The following is a 16,965-nucleotide window of genomic DNA, read 5'->3' on the forward strand; positions in this document are numbered from 1 at the left end:
CCGGCGTAGAGGGTAAGACCCCCGTAGTCGAAACATCAGCGGCTCGTTTGAGAGACACCCAAGTAGCACGGGGCCCGAGAAATCCCGTGTGAATCTGGCGGGACCACCCGCTAAGCCTAAATATTCCCTGGTGACCGATAGCGGATAGTACCGTGAGGGAATGGTGAAAAGTACCGCGGGAGCGGAGTGAAATAGTACCTGAAACCGTGTGCCTACAAGCCGTGGGAGCGTCGCGCAAGGACTTGTCCTTGCGTCGTGACTGCGTGCCTTTTGAAGAATGAGCCTGCGAGTTTGCGGTGTGTTGCGAGGTTAACCCGGGTGGGGAAGCCGTAGCGAAAGCGAGTCCGAACAGGGCGATTCAGTAGCACGCTCAAGACCCGAAGCGGAGTGATCTAGCCATGGGCAGGTTGAAGCGGAGGTAAGACTTCGTGGAGGACCGAACCCACCAGGGTTGAAAACCTGGGGGATGACCTGTGGTTAGGGGTGAAAGGCCAATCAAACTCCGTGATAGCTGGTTCTCCCCGAAATGCATTTAGGTGCAGCGTCGTGTGTTTCTTGCCGGAGGTAGAGCACTGGATAGGCGATGGGCCCTACCGGGTTACTGACCTTAGCCAAACTCCGAATGCCGGTAAGTGAGAGCGCGGCAGTGAGACTGTGGGGGATAAGCTCCATGGTCGAGAGGGAAACAGCCCAGAGCATCGACTAAGGCCCCTAAGCGTACGCTAAGTGGGAAAGGATGTGGAGTCGCACAGACAACCAGGAGGTTGGCTTAGAAGCAGCCACCCTTGAAAGAGTGCGTAATAGCTCACTGGTCTAGTGATTCCGCGCCGACAATGTAGCGGGGCTCAAGCGTACCGCCGAAGTCGTGTCATTGCAGCAATACGGCCAACGCCGGCTGTGATGGGTAGGGGAGCGTCGTGTGCCGGGTGAAGCAGCCGCGGAAGCGAGTTGTGGACGGTTCACGAGTGAGAATGCAGGCATGAGTAGCGATACAAACGTGAGAAACGTTTGCGCCGATTGACTAAGGGTTCCTGGGTCAAGCTGATCTGCCCAGGGTAAGTCGGGACCTAAGGCGAGGCCGACAGGCGTAGTCGATGGATAACCGGTTGATATTCCGGTACCCGCTGTGAAGCGTCAAACATCGAGCATCGTGATGCTAAGGCCGTGAAGCCGTTCCGGACCCTTCGGGGAAAGGAAAGTGGTGGAGCCGCCGGACCAAGCGGTTAGTAGGTGAGTGATGGGGTGACGCAGGAAGGTAGTCCATCCCGGGCGGTGGTTGTCCCGGGGTAAGGGTGTAGGCCGTGCGATAGGTAAATCCGTCGCACTTGTGGCTGAGACCTGATGCCGAGCCGATTGTGGTGAAGTGGATGATCCTATGCTGTCGAGAAAAGCCTCTAGCGAGTTTCATGGCGGCCCGTACCCTAAACCGACTCAGGTGGTCAGGTAGAGAATACCGAGGCGTTCGGGTGAACTATGGTTAAGGAACTCGGCAAAATGCCCCCGTAACTTCGGGAGAAGGGGGGCCATTCCTGGTGATGACATTTACTGTCTGAGCTGGGGGTGGCCGCAGAGACCAGCGAGAAGCGACTGTTTACTAAAAACACAGGTCCGTGCGAAGCCGTAAGGCGATGTATACGGACTGACGCCTGCCCGGTGCTGGAACGTTAAGGGGACCGGTTAGCTCCATTTCGGTGGGGCGAAGCTGAGAACTTAAGCGCCAGTAAACGGCGGTGGTAACTATAACCATCCTAAGGTAGCGAAATTCCTTGTCGGGTAAGTTCCGACCTGCACGAATGGCGTAACGACTTCTCGACTGTCTCAACCATAGGCCCGGTGAAATTGCACTACGAGTAAAGATGCTCGTTTCGCGCAGCAGGACGGAAAGACCCCGGGACCTTTACTACAGTTTGATATTGGTGTTCGGTTCGGCTTGTGTAGGATAGCTGGGAGACTGTGAACTCTGGACGCCAGTTCAGGGGGAGTCGTCGTTGAAATACCAGTCTGGTCGTGCTGGATGTCTAACCTGGGTCCGTGATCCGGATCAGGGACAGTGTCTGATGGGTAGTTTAACTGGGGCGGTTGCCTCCTAAAGAGTAACGGAGGCGCCCAAAGGTTCCCTCAGCCTGGTTGGCAATCAGGTGTTGAGTGTAAGTGCACAAGGGAGCTTGACTGTGAGACCGACGGGTCGAGCAGGGACGAAAGTCGGGACTAGTGATCCGGCGGTGGCTTGTGGAAGCGCCGTCGCTCAACGGATAAAAGGTACCCCGGGGATAACAGGCTGATCTTCCCCAAGAGTCCATATCGACGGGATGGTTTGGCACCTCGATGTCGGCTCGTCGCATCCTGGGGCTGGAGTCGGTCCCAAGGGTTGGGCTGTTCGCCCATTAAAGCGGTACGCGAGCTGGGTTTAGAACGTCGTGAGACAGTTCGGTCCCTATCCGCTGTGCGCGTAGGAGTCTTGAGAAGGGCTGTCCCTAGTACGAGAGGACCGGGACGGACGAACCTCTGGTGTGCCAGTTGTCCTGCCAAGGGCATGGCTGGTTGGCTACGTTCGGGAGGGATAACCGCTGAAAGCATCTAAGCGGGAAGCCTGCTTCGAGATGAGGACTCCCACCCCCTTGAGGGGTTAAGGCTCCCAGTAGACGACTGGGTTGATAGGCCGGATCTGGAAGCACCGCAAGGTGTGGAGGTGACCGGTACTAATAGGCCGAGGGCTTGTCCTCAGTTGCTCGCGTCCACTGTGTTGGTTCTGAAACCACGAACAACCCGCCCCTATGCCACAGGGGTGTGCTGGTTGTCTGTTTCATAGTGTTTCGGTGGTCATAGCGTAGGGGAAACGCCCGGTTACATTTCGAACCCGGAAGCTAAGCCTTACAGCGCCGATGGTACTGCAGGGGGGACCCTGTGGGAGAGTAGGACGCCGCCGAACTCCTCTTAGAGCTCTGGCTCTTGGGCATGCAGCCCGAGAGCCAGAGCTTTTTTGCGTTGAGGTAAGGTCAGGGAGCATCATTGGCTCGTTTCACCCCAGGAGGCCCCCGCGTGGAGGTCCAGGAGACCCGCGTGCAGACCGACCGGGTCCTCACCATCCCGAACATCCTCAGCATGGCGCGCCTCGCCGGCGTACCGCTCTTCCTGTGGCTGATCCTGCGGCCCGAGTTCGGCGGCCCGCAGAGTGACGGCTGGGCGCTCTTGGTACTGGCCCTGAGCGGAGTCAGTGACTACCTGGACGGGAAGCTCGCGCGGCGCTGGAACCAGATCAGCCGCCTCGGCCGCCTCCTCGACCCCGCCGCCGACCGGCTTTACATCCTGTCCACTCTGGTGGGCCTCACCTGGCGCGAGATTCTCCCGCTCTGGTTGACTCTTGTACTGCTTGCCCGGGAAGCGGTCCTGCTCGTGATGGTGGGCATCCTGCGACGCCACGGCTATCCGCCGCCGCAGGTGAACTTCCTGGGGAAGGCCGCCACCTTCAACCTCATGTACGCCTTCCCGCTGCTTCTGCTCAGTGACGGAAGCGGGTGGATCGCGTCACTCGCCGCTGTTTTCGGATGGGCGTTCGCCGGGTGGGGTACAACCCTGTACTGGTGGGCAGGTGTTCTCTACGTGGTACAGGTCCGCCGTTTGGTCCGTGCGGACACCATGGCCGACTGAACTCACCGATTGTGCGGCCCCCAGTGGCCGGATGGCCCCCACGGCAAAAGTGCGGGACGCTGGTCGGGTGAAGTCGGTCAATCCGTCGTCTCTTAGAGGAGGACGCTTCCGACATGAAGGCCGTCGTGATGGCTGGAGGCGAAGGCACGCGCCTTCGTCCCATGACCTCAAGCATGCCCAAGCCGCTCCTGCCGGTGGCCAACCGGCCGATCATGGAGCACGTTCTGAGGCTGCTCAAAAGGCATGGGCTCAACGAGACCGTCGTCACCGTCCAGTTCCTGGCCTCGCTGGTCAAGAACTACTTCGGTGACGGCGAAGAGCTCGGAATGGAGCTCACCTATGCCAATGAGGAGAAGCCACTCGGTACCGCCGGAAGCGTCAAGAACGCCGAGGAGGCGTTGAAGGACGATGCGTTCCTCGTTATTTCCGGCGATGCCCTGACCGACTTCGACCTCACCGACCTGATCAATTTCCACAAGGAAAAGGGTGCGCTCGTCACCGTGTGTCTGACACGCGTGCCCAACCCCCTGGAATTCGGCATCACCATCGTCGACGAAGAGGGCAAGGTCGAGCGGTTCCTGGAGAAGCCGACCTGGGGTCAGGTCTTCTCGGACACCGTGAACACCGGTATCTACGTCATGGAGCCCGAGGTATTCGACTACGTCGATCCCGACGTGCCCGTGGACTGGTCCGGTGACGTCTTCCCGCAGCTGATGAAGGAAGGGAAGCCCGTCTACGGCTACATCGCCGAGGGCTACTGGGAGGACGTCGGCACCCACGAGAGCTATGTGAAGGCCCAGGCCGACGTACTGGAGCGCAAGGTCGACGTCGACATCGACGGCTTCGAGATCTCGCCCGGCGTCTGGGTGGCCGAGGGCGCCGAGGTCCATCCCGACGCCGTGCTCCGCGGGCCCCTCTACATCGGCGACTACGCCAAGGTCGAGGCCGGCGCCGAAATCCGGGAGCACACGGTCGTCGGCTCCAACGTCGTCGTGAAGAGCGGTGCCTTCCTGCACAAGGCCGTCGTGGCCGACAACGTGTACGTCGGGCCGCACAGCAACCTTCGGGGCTGTGTCGTCGGGAAGAACACCGACATCATGCGTGCCGCGCGGATCGAGGACGGCGCGGTCATCGGGGACGAGTGCCTGGTCGGTGAAGAATCGATCATCCAGGGCAACGTCCGGGTCTACCCGTTCAAGACCATCGAGGCCGGTGCCTTCGTCAACACCTCGGTCATCTGGGAGTCCCGGGGCCAGGCGCACCTCTTCGGCGCCCGCGGGGTGTCCGGCATCCTGAACGTGGAGATCACGCCGGAACTGGCGGTGCGGCTGGCCGGCGCCTACGCGACCACGTTGAAGAAGGGCTCCACCGTCACCACGGCCCGCGACCACTCCCGCGGTGCCCGCGCGCTGAAGCGGGCGGTGATCTCCGCCCTGCAGGCCAGCGCCATCGACGTACGGGACCTGGAGAACGTACCGCTGCCCGTGGCGCGGCAGCAGACCGCGCGGGGCAGTGCCGGCGGGATCATGATCCGGACCACGCCCGGGGTGCCGGACTCCGTCGACATCATGTTCTTCGACGGGCAGGGTGCCGACCTGTCGCAGGGCAGCCAGCGGAAGCTGGACCGGGTGTTCGCGCGGCAGGAGTACCGGCGGGCGTTCCCGGGAGAGATCGGGGACCTGCACTTCCCGTCCAGCGTGTTCGACTCGTACACCGGGTCGCTGCTGCGGAACATCGACATCACGGGGATCGCCGAATCCGGGCTCAAGGTGGTCGTGGACGCGTCCAACGGCAGCTCGGGACTGGTGCTGCCCAGCCTGCTCGGGAAGCTCGGTGTCGACTCGCTGACCATCAACCCGGGTCTCGACGAGTCCAGGCCGACCGAGTCGGCCGACATGCGGCGGTCGGGGCTGGTGCGCCTCGGGGAGATCGTGGCGTCCTCCCGGGCCGCGTTCGGTGTGCGCTTCGACCCGGTCGGTGAGCGGCTGTCGCTCGTCGACGAGAAGGGCCGCATCATCGAGGACGACCGTGCGCTGCTGGTGATGCTCGACCTGATCGCGGCCGAGCGCCGCAGTGGCCGGGTCGCGCTGCCGGTGACGACCACCCGGATCGCCGAGCAGGTGGCGGCCTACCACGGGACCCAGGTCGAGTGGACGACCACCTCGCCCGACGACCTGACGCGGGTCGGCGGTGAGGAAGGCGCGATCTTCGGCGGTGACGGCAAGGGCGGCTTCATCGTCCCGGAGTTCAGCAGCGTCTACGACGGTACGGCCGCCTTCGTGCGGCTGATCGGGCTGGTGGCGCGGACCCAGCTCACGCTGAGCCAGATCGACGCGCGGATCCCGCGGGCGCACGTCCTGAAGCGTGATCTGGCGACTCCGTGGGCGGTCAAGGGCCTGGTCATGCGGCGGGTCGTCGAGGCGGCCGGAGACCGCTTCGTGGACACCACGGACGGCGTCCGCGTGGTGGAGACCGACGGACGCTGGGTGATGGTGCTGCCCGATCCGGCCGAGGCGGTCACCCATCTGTGGGCCGAGGGCCCCGACGACGCGTCCGCGCAGGCGCTGCTCGACGAGTGGTCCGCGGTGGTGGACAGCGCGGGCCGTTAGGCGAACGTCGCACTCGTGCGTGCCGGACAAGTGTCCCCAAGGGGGCCTGTCCGGCACGCCGGTGGGGCCATTCGGAGGTAGTGGCCGTGGCGTGCGACGATGTGCGGCATGCCGCAGCAACCCCCCGTTCGGAGCACATTCACGCGGCCCGCGCGCCCGGACGCGTCCATGTCCTTGCTCACCAACGTCATGGACCACAGCCTCGACGACGGATACGCCGAGGCCGCCGCGCGGAAGAAGGCCGAGGGCACCGGCGGAATGCCCAAGACCCTCCGCGCCAAGCTCGGACTGGCCGCCGGGCTGGTGATGGCCGCCCTGGTCGTCACGGTCGGCGCGGCCCAGGCGCGAGTCGCGGCTCCGGCCGTCGCCAAGGAGCGCGAAGAGCTCATCGACCGCATCGAGGGCGAGACCTCGACGGCCGACAAGCTCGAGGAGAGCGTCGACAAGCTGCGCCAGGACGTGAGCGCGCGGCAGCGCGAGGCGCTGGAGAAGAACGGCGACAGCGACCGCTCCGACCTGATGGGGGTCCTGTCGGGCGCGGTCGAGGTGCACGGCCCGGGTGTGAAGCTCGTGGTGAACGACGCCAAGGACACGGGCACGGGCGGTGACGGGCAGCCGCGTGGCACCTCCGGGTTCTCCGACACGGGCCGGGTACGGGACCGGGACATGCAGCGCGTGGTCAACGGGCTGTGGGAGTCGGGGGCCGAGGCGGTCTCCATCAACGGACAGCGGCTGACAGCGCTGTCCGCGATCAGGGCCGCGGGGGACGCGATACTGGTCGACAACAGGCCGCTGGTGCCGCCGTACACGGTGCTCGCGGTGGGGGACGGCGAGGGGCTCAGTGCCCGGTTCCAGGACAGTGTCGACGGGCTGTACCTGCATGCCCTCCAGGAGAACTACGGCATCCGGACCGCCATCTCCGTCGCGGACGACCTCGAGCTGCCGGCCGCGACGAGCGTGATCGTACGAACAGCACAGCCGATAACCGAGAAGGGCACATCGTGATCGCCGTACTGGGCCTCGTCGTGGGAGTCGTGGCCGGCCTGTTGGTCCGGCCCGAGGTGCCGGCGGCCGTCGAGCCTTATCTGCCGATCGCCGTCGTGGCGGCGCTCGACGCCGTCTTCGGTGGTCTGCGGGCCATGCTCGACGGCATCTTCGACGACAAGGTCTTCGTGGTGTCGTTCCTGTCGAACGTGGTCGTGGCCGCACTGATCGTGTTCCTGGGCGACAAGTTGGGCGTCGGGGCCCAGCTGTCCACCGGCGTGGTGGTCGTGCTCGGTATCCGGATCTTCTCCAACGCCGCGGCGATCCGACGCCACGTCTTCCGGGCGTGAGGCCGATGAGCGACCACGACGAGCAGAGCGCGAACAGGCTGCGCAAGGAGCTGCCCGACGAGGTGCCGGCGGCATCGTCGGCGGAGTCCCAGGCGGCCGAGGCACCGGCCTCCGACGCCCCGGCCGAGGAGCGACCGGAGCGGCGGTCCGATCCGGAGCCGGGACTGACCGGTAGGCAGCGGCTCTTCAAGGGGCTGTGGCCGCCGCGCCTCACTCGGGCCCAACTCATCGTCGCCCTGCTCCTGTTCGGCCTCGGTTTCGGCCTGGCGGTCCAGGTGGCGTCGAACAGCGACAGCGACGGCGCGCTGCGCGGCGCCCGGCAGGAGGATCTGGTCCGCATCCTCGATGAACTGGACGACCGCACTCAGCGTCTTGAAGACGAGAAGCAGGGCCTCGAGAAGCAGCGCGACGAGTTGGAGAACAGCTCCGACCAGGCGGAAGAGGCCCGCAAGCAGACGCTCGAGAAGGAGCGGCAACTCGGCATTCTCGCGGGCACCGTGGCCGCGCAGGGGCCCGGCATCACGGTGACGATCGAGGACACGAAGGGGGCGGTCGAGGCGGACATGCTGCTCGACGCGATACAGGAGCTGCGCGCGGCGGGCGCGGAGGCGATCCAGGTGAACGGCGTACGGGTGGTCGCCGGCACGTACCTCACGGACTCCGACGAGACCGTGAGCGTCGACGGGAACAAGATCAACGCGCCCTATCGTTTCCAGGTCATCGGCAAGCCGCAGGACCTCGAACCGGCTCTCAACATTCCTGGAGGTGTCGTGCAGACTCTGGAGAAGGAACAGGCCACCGTTACCGTTGAGCGGTCGAGCAAGATCGTCGTGGACGCCTTGCGAGCGGTGAAGCGGCCTGACTACGCTCGGTCGTCCTCCCAGTGAACCGGCGGTGCATGGGGGTCGACCGGCGAGGGCATGAGGTTGCGGGGGGTCGGCGCACCGATTGGGTGGTGCGTGGTGGAAACTGTCTGGTGGAGACGGACGTTGTGAAGGTGTCCGGGTCGGTCAGTACGGTCAGTCAGGGTTCGTCCTGCCCCACGGGCGGGTCTGTTTCGGTCAAGGGGAATCGCCCGTGAAGTTGTTTGCGAAGTTGTTCGGCAAGAGCGCGCGAGAGGGTCGCGAGAACGCGACCGCTCGCCATCGGGCGCAGCCTGATGCGGAGGGCGGGCGCCCGATGTTCCGGGACCAGGTGGCTGGTCCGGGCGGTGGCATTTCCGGTGGTCAGGGCGCGCCGTCTGTTGACCCTGCGCAGTCCGGCGACATAGGTTTCGGGCAACCGTCAACTACGGGTGGAGGGTTTGCCCCCGGTCCGTACGCGTCGAACGCCCCGGCGGGGCAGCCGCGGCAGGAGGATCCGTCCATGTCGGCCCTGGTGTGTACGAGGTGCGGTAACCGCAACGCGGAGAACAGCCGCTTCTGCTCCAACTGCGGCGCGCCGCTGCGTGCCGGGGCGGTCCCGGAGCGTGCGTCCGAGACGACCTCCACGATCTCCATCTCCGGCCTGGAGGCGTACGACGCCGAGGTCACCGGCCAGACAGCGATGCCGGCGCTCTCTCCCGAGGCGCAGGCGGCGGTCGACGCGCTGCCGCTCGGCTCGGCGCTGCTGGTCGTGCGCCGCGGTCCGAACTCCGGCAGCCGTTTCCTGCTGGACGGTGAGCTGACCACCGCCGGGCGTCATCCGCAGAGCGACATCTTCCTGGACGACGTGACGGTCTCGCGCCGGCACGTGGAGTTCCGCCGCAGTCCGGACGGGTCGTTCACGGTGGCCGACGTCGGCAGCCTGAACGGCACGTACGTCAACCGCGAGCGCATCGACCAGGTCGCCCTGTCGAACGGTGACGAGGTGCAGATCGGCAAGTACCGGCTGGTCTTCTACGCGAGCCAGCGGGGTTACTGACCCGCCCCCGGGCACCGCCCGGGGAACCTCCAGGGAAGGTCCATGCTTCAAACACCGAGCGGCGGTGCCGGGCACGGCACCGCCGCCACGGACAGTGGGCTGATGAGCATCGGCGCCGTGCTGAACGCGCTGCGTGACGAGTTCCCCGACGTCACCATCTCCAAGATCCGCTTTCTGGAGTCGGAAGGCCTCGTCGAGCCGCGGCGGACCCCGGCCGGGTACCGCAAGTTCAGCGCACACGACGTGGAGCGCCTCGGCCAGGTGCTGCGCATGCAGCGGGACCACTATCTGCCGCTGAAGGTGATTCGCGAGCACCTGGACGCGATGGAACGCGGCGAGGCCGTGCCGTTGCCGACGCTGGGCCGGCAGCGGGACGGGGAGGCCGTACCGGAGCCCTCCGAGGGACCCACGGCGGCCCGGATCGGGCGGGACGAGCTGCTCGCCGCGGCCCGGATCGGCGACCAGGAGCTGAAGGAGTGGGAGTCGTACGGGCTCCTCGCTCCGCTGCCCGACGGGGCGTACGACGCCGAGGCGGTCACCGTGGCCTCACTGGTGGTGGAGCTGGGGCGGTTCGGTATCGAGCCGCGGCACCTGCGGGTGATGAAGGCCGCCGCCGACCGGGAGGCCGGGCTCGTGGACCAGGTGGTGGCGCCGTTGAAGCGTCACCGCAACCCCCAGACCAGGGCACACGCGGAAGCCCGCACCAAGGAGCTGGCGGGTCTGGCGGTGAAGCTGCACGCGGCGCTGGTGCAGACCGCCCTCGGCGTGCGGCTGCCCTGAAACGGGCGTGCCCGGAGCCCCGAACGCCCACCCCGACCCCGGCCCGACTACCCAAATGTCCCGGGCACGGCCTAGGGTTGCTGTGTGAACGAGCTCGATGTCGTAGGTGTCCGGGTCGAGATGCCCTCCAACCAACCGATCGTGCTGCTGCGCGAGGTGGGGGGCGACCGTTACCTCCCCATCTGGATCGGGCCGGGGGAGGCGACGGCGATCGCCTTCGCCCAGCAGGGCATGGCTCCCGCACGGCCGCTGACCCACGACCTGTTCAAGGACGTGCTGGAAGCCGTCGGCCAGGAGCTCACGGAAGTACGCATCACGGACCTGCGTGACGGGGTCTTCTACGCCGAGCTGGTCTTCGCGAGCGGCGTCGAGGTGAGTGCCCGGCCGTCCGACGCCATAGCGCTGGCCCTGCGCACCGGAACGCCGATCTACGGCAGTGACACGGTGCTCGACGACGCCGGCATCGCCATCCCGGACGAGCAGGAGGACGAGGTGGAGAAGTTCCGCGAGTTCCTCGACCAGATCTCGCCGGAGGACTTCGGGACCAGTAACCAGTGAGGCGCGGGGACCGGAGCGGTCCAGGGTGCCGTGCGGCCCCTTTTCGGGCACATTCGGCTAGCCTTTCCCCGCGGTTGGGTACGCGAAACCACTCGTAGGGTGATTATCACTCGGCGTGCCGAGTGTGGCGATCGTTGACGCACCCTTGGTGACTGCCTACCGTCGAGGAGGCAGGTCAAGGACGGAGGTCGGCGTGAGAATCAGCGGCGACGGTACGGCTGGGGGTGGCCCCGGGCAGAGCCTCGGGGCAAGCGGTCCGTACCCTCCCACGAGCTCTCGGCTCCGCGTCGGCGGGGGGCATCCCCAGCACGGTGTGGCGGCCGACCCTGTTCCGCAGCGACCGGCTGCCGTCCCGAGCAGCGGAGGGGCGACGTCCATGACGTCCGAGCAGATCGGCTACCGCGGGCCGACGGCCTGCGCGGCCGCCGGTATCACCTACCGGCAGCTCGACTACTGGGCTCGTACGGGCCTGGTCGAGCCCAGTGTGAGACCCGCGCACGGTTCCGGGACGCAGCGTCTGTACAGCTTCCGCGACGTGGTCGTGCTGAAGATCGTCAAGCGCTTCCTCGACACCGGTGTGTCACTGCAGAACATCCGCACCGCCGTTCAGCATCTCCGGGAGCGCGGCTTCCGCGACCTGGAGCGGATGACGCTGATGAGCGACGGGGCCACGGTCTACGAGTGCACCTCGCCCGACGAGGTGCACGCCCTGCTCCAAGGCGGCCAGGGCATCTTCGGGATCGCCGTCGGCGTGGTCTGGCGGGATGTGGAGAGCGCGCTGTCGCAGCTGCACGGGGAGTGGATCGACACGGGGGAGACCCTGGTCGGACACAATCCGGCGGACGAGCTGGCGCGGCGGCGCAACCGGGCGGTCTGAACACCGCCGAACTCGGCACACACCTGTGCTCGGACAGGGCATTGTCAGTGGCGTAGGGCAGCATCGGAGATGTGAGAACCGCGCCCACGATCCTGCATCTCGACATGGATGCCTTCTTCGCCTCGGTGGAGCAGGCGTCCAAGCCGAGCCTGCGCGGGAAGGCCGTCGTGGTGGGCGGCCTCGGGCCGCGTGGTGTGGTCGCCACCTGCTCGTACGAGGCGCGGGTCTTCGGCGTCCACTCGGCGATGCCCATGGGCCAGGCCCGGCGGCTGGCACCCAACGCCGCGTATCTGGTCCCGCGCTTCGAGCTCTACCGGTCGATCAGCGAGCAGGTGATGAGCCTGCTGCGCGGTCTGTCGCCGCTGGTGGAGCCGCTGAGCCTGGACGAGGCCTTCGTGGACCTGGAGGCCGGCGGGGCGGCCTGGGACGCGGCGTCGGCGCGGCTGGCCGGCACCAAGCTGCGTACGGACATCCGCGCCGTCACCGGCCTCACCGGTTCCGTGGGGCTGGCCGCCTCCAAGATGCTCGCGAAGATCGCCTCGGAGGAGGCCAAACCCGACGGGCTGGTCCTGATCCCGCCGGGGACGGAGCGGGCCATGCTGGAGCCGATGACCGTGCGGACGCTGCCCGGCGTGGGACCGGCCACGGGAGACCATCTGCGGCGGGCCGGGATCACCACGGTGGGCGACATCGCCGAGGCGGGCGAGGACGAGCTCGTACGGCTGCTGGGCAAGGCGCACGGGCACGCCCTGTACGCCATGGCCCTGGCCCTCGACGAGCGACCCGTGGTGGCCGAGCGGGAGACCAAGTCGGTGTCGGTCGAGGACACCTACGACGTGGACATCCACGACCGGGTGCGGGTCGGTGTGGAGGTGGGGCGGCTGGCCGACCGGTGCGTGCGGCGGCTGCGCGGCTCCGGGCTGTCCGGGCGGACCATCGTGCTCAAGGTGCGCAGGTACGACTTCTCCACACTGACGCGCTCCGAGACGCTGCGCGGGCCCACGGACGACCCGGGGGTGGTGCGGGAGGCCGCGGCCCGGCTGCTGGACTCCGTGGACACCACCGGCGGCGTGCGGCTGCTCGGGGTCGGCGTCAGCGGGCTCGCCGACTACACGCAGGAGGACCTGTTCGCACAGGCGGCGGGGGAGCGGGTCGACGAAGTCGCCGAGGAGCCCGACGCCGAGCCCGTCCAGGAGGACCGGCCGGCCCCCGCCCCCGAGCGCCGGTGGCCGTCGGGGCACGACGTGCGGCACGTGGCGTACGGGCACGGGTGGGTGCAGGGCAGCGGGCTGGGGCGGGTGACCGTGCGGTTCGAGACGCCGTACTCGGAGACCGGCCGGGTGCGGACCTTCCCGGTGGACGACCCGGACCTGACGCCGGCGGAACCGCTGCCGCTGGTCCCGGCCGTGCCGCGAAGACCCGGGGAGGGCGGGCCGACGACCACGGAGGCCGGCCCGGACCTCGGCGGGGAGACTGGTCCGGCGGGGTCGGCGCGTCTGGCCCCCGGCTAGGACCGCGCCCTGTCCGGCGGATCAGGTCGCAGGAGATCGGCGGCGTCAGCCCTCTTCCTTGCCCCGGCCCGCCAGCTTGCCGAAGTCGTGGTCGGGGAGCGGGGGCGGAGCGGCGACGTCGAGACCGTAGTGGTGGTAGAGCTGGAGTTCCTGCTCCGGCGAGAGGTGGCGGCCGACGCCGAAGTCGGGGGCCTCCTTGATCAGGGCCCGGTCGAAGGGCACGCGCAAGGCGCCGTCGAGCAGCTCGCTCGGCTCCAGGGGCACGAAGGCGTCCCGGCTGAACAGGCCGGTGCGTATGGCCGCCCACTCGGGGACGCCGGTGGCGTCGTCGAGATAGACCTCGTCGACGGTGCCGATCCGGGTGCCGTTGCGGTCGAACGCCTTGCGGCCGATCAGGTTGCGCGGGTCGATGTCGGTACGCACGGGGCCCTCCACTTGGTCGCACTGGGGTCGCGCACCAGCCGACCCACCAGCCGCCGAAATCATCCGTAGTACTACAAAAGAGCACATATGGCCGGTCGGCCACTCGAAGGTTCGTGCGTCGGCCTCGCTGGTACGCTGGCAAACGGCTGCTGACCCCGCGCGGGAGAGTCCTCCGGACACCATCGGAGGCGCCGAAGGAGCAAATCCTCCCCGGAATCTCTCAGGCTCACGTACCGCACGGACGAGGTCACTCTGGAAAGCAGGGCGGGTGTCGACGGCTTCCGCTCTCACCGACGGTGAAAGCCGGGAGCGCCCTCGGGCCCGCCCGGTGAAGCTCTCAGGTTGAGATGACAGAGGGGGAGGCCGTACGGGTACCCGCGCCGTGGTGCCCCTCGAAGGTCGTCAGACCAGGAGGCCTCCGCAATGACCGCCCATCGCACCCCGCTCTCCGAACTCGAACAGGCCATGCCGTTCGAGCAGCGCCACATCGGCCCCGACCACGAGGAACGGGCCAAGATGCTCGCGCAGGTCGGTTACGGCTCGCTCGACGAGCTGACGGCCGCCGCGGTGCCGGATGTGATCAAGAACGCCGACGCGCTGGACCTGCCCGGTGCGCGCTCCGAGGCCGAGGTGCTGGCCGAGCTGCGCTCCCTGGCCGACCGCAACCAGGTCCTCGACTCCATGATCGGCCTCGGCTACTACCGCACCTTCACCCCGCCGGTCATCCTGCGCAACGTCATGGAGAACCCGGCCTGGTACACCGCGTACACGCCGTACCAGCCGGAGATCTCCCAGGGCCGTCTCGAGGCCCTGCTGAACTTCCAGACGATGGTCGCCGAGCTCACCGGCCTGCCCACCTCCGGCGCCTCGCTGCTCGACGAGGGCACCGCGGCCGCCGAGGCGATGGCGCTCTCCCGGCGCATGGGCAAGAACAAGAAGGGCCTGTTCCTGGTCGACGCGGACGCCCTGCCGCAGACCATCGCCGTGATCCAGACCCGCGCCGAGCCGACCGGCGTCGAGGTCGTCGTCGCCGACCTGAGCGAGGGCATCCCCGCCGAGGTCGCCGAGCGGGACATCAACGGCGTCCTGATCCAGTACCCGGGCGCCTCCGGTGCCGTCCGCGACATCAAGCCGGTGATCGACCGGGCGCACGAACTCGGCGCCCTGGTCACCGTCGCCGCCGACCTGCTCGCCCTGACGCTGCTCACCTCGCCCGGCGAGCTGGGCGCGGACATCGCCATCGGCACGACGCAGCGCTTCGGTGTGCCGATGGGCTTCGGCGGGCCGCACGCCGGCTACATGGCGGTGCACGAGAAGTTCGCCCGCAGCCTGCCCGGCCGCCTGGTCGGCGTCTCCGTGGACGCCGACGGCAACAAGGCCTACCGCCTCGCCCTGCAGACCCGCGAGCAGCACATCCGCCGCGAGAAGGCCACCAGCAACATCTGCACCGCGCAGGTGCTGCTCGCCGTGATGGCCGGCATGTACGCCGTATACCACGGGCCCGAGGGGCTGCGGGCCATCGCGCGCCGCACCCACCGGTACGCCTCGATCACCGCCGCGGGCCTCGCGGCCGGTGGCGTCGAGGTCGTGCACGGCGCCTACTTCGACACGGTCACCGTGCGGGTGCCCGGCCGGGCCGACGCGATCGTCCACGCCGCCCGCGAGAACGGCATCAACCTGCGGCTCGTCGACGCCGACCACCTGTCGTTCGCCTGCGACGAGACCACCACGCGCGCCCAGGTCGGCGGCGTGTGGAACGCCTTCGGCGTCGAGGGCGACATCGAGGCGCTGGACGCGGCGACCGAGGAGACGCTCCCCGAGGCGCTGCTGCGCACCGACGACTTCCTCACCCACCCCGTCTTCCACCAGCACCGCTCCGAGACCGCGATGCTGCGCTACCTGCGCCGCCTCGCCGACCGCGACTACGCGCTGGACCGCGGCATGATCCCGCTGGGCTCCTGCACCATGAAGCTCAACGCGACCACCGAGATGGAGCCGGTCACCTGGTCCGAGTTCGGGCAGCTGCACCCCTTCGCGCCCGCCGAGCAGGCGCAGGGCTACCTCACGCTCATCCGTGAGCTGGAGGAGCGGCTCGCCGAGGTCACCGGGTACGACAAGGTCTCGCTCCAGCCGAACGCCGGGTCGCAGGGCGAGTTCGCCGGTCTGCTCGCCGTACGCGCCTACCACCGCGCCAACGGCGACGACCAGCGCACCGTCTGCCTCATCCCGTCCTCCGCGCACGGCACCAACGCCGCGAGCGCCGTCATGGCCGGCATGAAGGTCGTCGTCGTCAAGACCGCCGAGGACGGCGAGATCGACGTCGAGGACCTGCGCGCCAAGATCGAGAAGCACCGCGACGAGCTGTCCGTGCTGATGATCACCTACCCCTCCACGCACGGCGTCTTCGAGGAGCACGTCGCCGACATCTGCGCCCAGGTGCACGACGCCGGCGGTCAGGTCTACGTGGACGGCGCCAACCTGAACGCCCTGGTCGGCCTCGCCAAGCCGGGCCACTTCGGCGGCGACGTCTCGCACCTGAACCTGCACAAGACCTTCTGCATCCCGCACGGCGGCGGCGGTCCCGGCGTCGGCCCCGTGGCCGTACGGTCGCACCTGGCGCCGTACCTGCCCAACCACCCGATGCAGCCCGCGGCCGGTCCGCAGACGGGCGTCGGCCCGATCTCGGCGGCGCCGTGGGGCTCGGCCGGCATCCTGCCGATCTCGTGGTCGTACGTCCGGCTGATGGGCGGCGAGGGCCTCAAGCGCGCCACGCAGGTGGCGGTGCTCTCCGCCAACTACATCGCCAAGCGCCTGGAGCCGCACTTCCCGGTGCTGTACAACGGCCCCGGCGGGCTGGTCGCGCACGAGTGCATCATCGACCTGCGCCCGCTGACCAAGACGACCGGCGTGAGCGTCGACGACGTCGCCAAGCGGCTGATCGACTACGGCTTCCACGCGCCGACGATGTCGTTCCCGGTGGCCGGCACGCTGATGATCGAGCCGACCGAGTCCGAGGACCTGGCCGAGCTGGACCGGTTCTGCGAGGCGATGATCGCCATCCGCGCGGAGATCGAGAAGGTCGGCTCCGGCGCCTGGTCCGCGGACGACAACCCGCTGCGGGGCGCGCCGCACACCGCCGGTGCGCTGGGCGGTGAGTGGGACCACGCGTACACGCGCGAGGAGGCCGTCTTCCCGGCCGGGGTGTCCGCCGCCGAGAAGTACTGGCCGCCGGTGCGCCGCGTCGACCAGGCCTTCGGTGACCGGAACCTGGTCTGCTCCTGCCCGCCGCTGGACGCCTACGAGGACTGAGCCGCCGGTACGGG

12 protein-coding genes, 2 rRNA genes and 1 riboswitch (1 of these 15 only partly in view) are annotated in these 16,965 nt (G+C 67.8%); of the genes, 13 read left to right on the top strand and 1 reads right to left on the bottom strand.

What is annotated here, in order from left to right; translation table 11 throughout:
- The 12 genes from RI578_RS32635 to RI578_RS32690 form a co-directional block, all read left to right on the top strand.
- A 23S ribosomal RNA gene (locus tag RI578_RS32635) occupies window positions 1–2,723 on the top strand; it begins 397 nt to the left of the window's first position.
- Between the two features lie 89 nt (window positions 2,724–2,812).
- Window positions 2,813–2,929 (top strand): 5S ribosomal RNA (rrf, locus tag RI578_RS32640).
- A 110-nt stretch (window positions 2,930–3,039) separates the two neighbouring features.
- The gene (locus tag RI578_RS32645; protein ID WP_210964162.1) at window positions 3,040–3,648 is read left to right on the top strand and encodes a CDP-alcohol phosphatidyltransferase family protein; all 609 of its coding nucleotides are present in this window, start codon (window positions 3,040–3,042) and stop codon (window positions 3,646–3,648) included.
- Window positions 3,649–3,761: 113 nt separating this feature from the next.
- Window positions 3,762–6,257: a mannose-1-phosphate guanyltransferase gene (locus tag RI578_RS32650; RefSeq protein WP_310874401.1), complete on the top strand. Its 2,496-nt coding sequence runs from the start codon at window positions 3,762–3,764 to the stop codon at window positions 6,255–6,257.
- Window positions 6,258–6,425: 168 nt separating this feature from the next.
- On the top strand, window positions 6,426–7,262 hold the full coding sequence (locus tag RI578_RS32655; RefSeq protein WP_310874402.1) for a DUF881 domain-containing protein: 837 nt from the start codon (window positions 6,426–6,428) through the stop codon (window positions 7,260–7,262).
- A complete protein-coding gene (locus RI578_RS32660; RefSeq protein ID WP_003977440.1) occupies window positions 7,259–7,591 on the top strand; it encodes a small basic family protein in 333 nt (110 codons plus the stop codon). Before RI578_RS32655 ends, RI578_RS32660 begins: the two co-directional genes overlap by 4 nt.
- A 5-nt stretch (window positions 7,592–7,596) precedes the next feature.
- The gene (locus tag RI578_RS32665; protein WP_310874403.1) at window positions 7,597–8,478 is read left to right on the top strand and encodes a DUF881 domain-containing protein; all 882 of its coding nucleotides are present in this window, start codon (window positions 7,597–7,599) and stop codon (window positions 8,476–8,478) included.
- A gap of 61 nt (window positions 8,479–8,539) precedes the next feature.
- Window positions 8,540–9,493 (top strand): FHA domain-containing protein, encoded by a 954-nt coding sequence (locus RI578_RS32670; RefSeq protein WP_193776118.1) that lies wholly within the window; start codon window positions 8,540–8,542, stop codon window positions 9,491–9,493.
- A gap of 42 nt (window positions 9,494–9,535) precedes the next feature.
- Window positions 9,536–10,273 (top strand): MerR family transcriptional regulator, encoded by a 738-nt coding sequence (locus RI578_RS32675; protein ID WP_310874404.1) that lies wholly within the window; start codon window positions 9,536–9,538, stop codon window positions 10,271–10,273.
- A gap of 84 nt (window positions 10,274–10,357) precedes the next feature.
- Window positions 10,358–10,831, top strand: coding sequence for a bifunctional nuclease family protein (locus RI578_RS32680; RefSeq protein ID WP_030189411.1), 474 nt, complete (start codon window positions 10,358–10,360; stop codon window positions 10,829–10,831).
- Window positions 10,832–11,024: 193 nt separating this feature from the next.
- Window positions 11,025–11,708 (top strand): MerR family transcriptional regulator, encoded by a 684-nt coding sequence (locus tag RI578_RS32685; protein ID WP_310874405.1) that lies wholly within the window; start codon window positions 11,025–11,027, stop codon window positions 11,706–11,708.
- 71 nt (window positions 11,709–11,779) lie between these two features.
- Window positions 11,780–13,219 carry a DNA polymerase IV gene (locus tag RI578_RS32690; RefSeq protein WP_310874406.1) on the top strand — a complete coding sequence of 480 codons (1,440 nt, stop codon included), beginning with the start codon at window positions 11,780–11,782 and terminating at the stop codon, window positions 13,217–13,219.
- 45 nt (window positions 13,220–13,264) lie between these two features.
- Here RI578_RS32690 and RI578_RS32695 read toward each other — a convergent pair whose 3' ends face one another.
- Window positions 13,265–13,642, bottom strand: coding sequence for a PRC-barrel domain-containing protein (locus RI578_RS32695; protein ID WP_310874407.1), 378 nt, complete (start codon window positions 13,640–13,642; stop codon window positions 13,265–13,267).
- A 150-nt stretch (window positions 13,643–13,792) separates the two neighbouring features.
- Window positions 13,793–13,888, top strand: a riboswitch (glycine riboswitch).
- 177 nt (window positions 13,889–14,065) lie between these two features.
- Between RI578_RS32695 and gcvP the strand changes: the two genes are divergently transcribed.
- Complete coding sequence (gene gcvP / locus RI578_RS32700; protein ID WP_310874408.1) at window positions 14,066–16,951, top strand: aminomethyl-transferring glycine dehydrogenase; 2,886 nt, start codon at window positions 14,066–14,068, stop codon at window positions 16,949–16,951.
- Window positions 16,952–16,965: the final 14 nt, after the last annotated feature.

Origin of the sequence: Streptomyces sp. BB1-1-1 (assembly GCF_031597775.1) — a bacterium.
Taxonomy (GTDB): Bacteria; Actinomycetota; Actinomycetes; order Streptomycetales; family Streptomycetaceae; genus Streptomyces; species Streptomyces thinghirensis.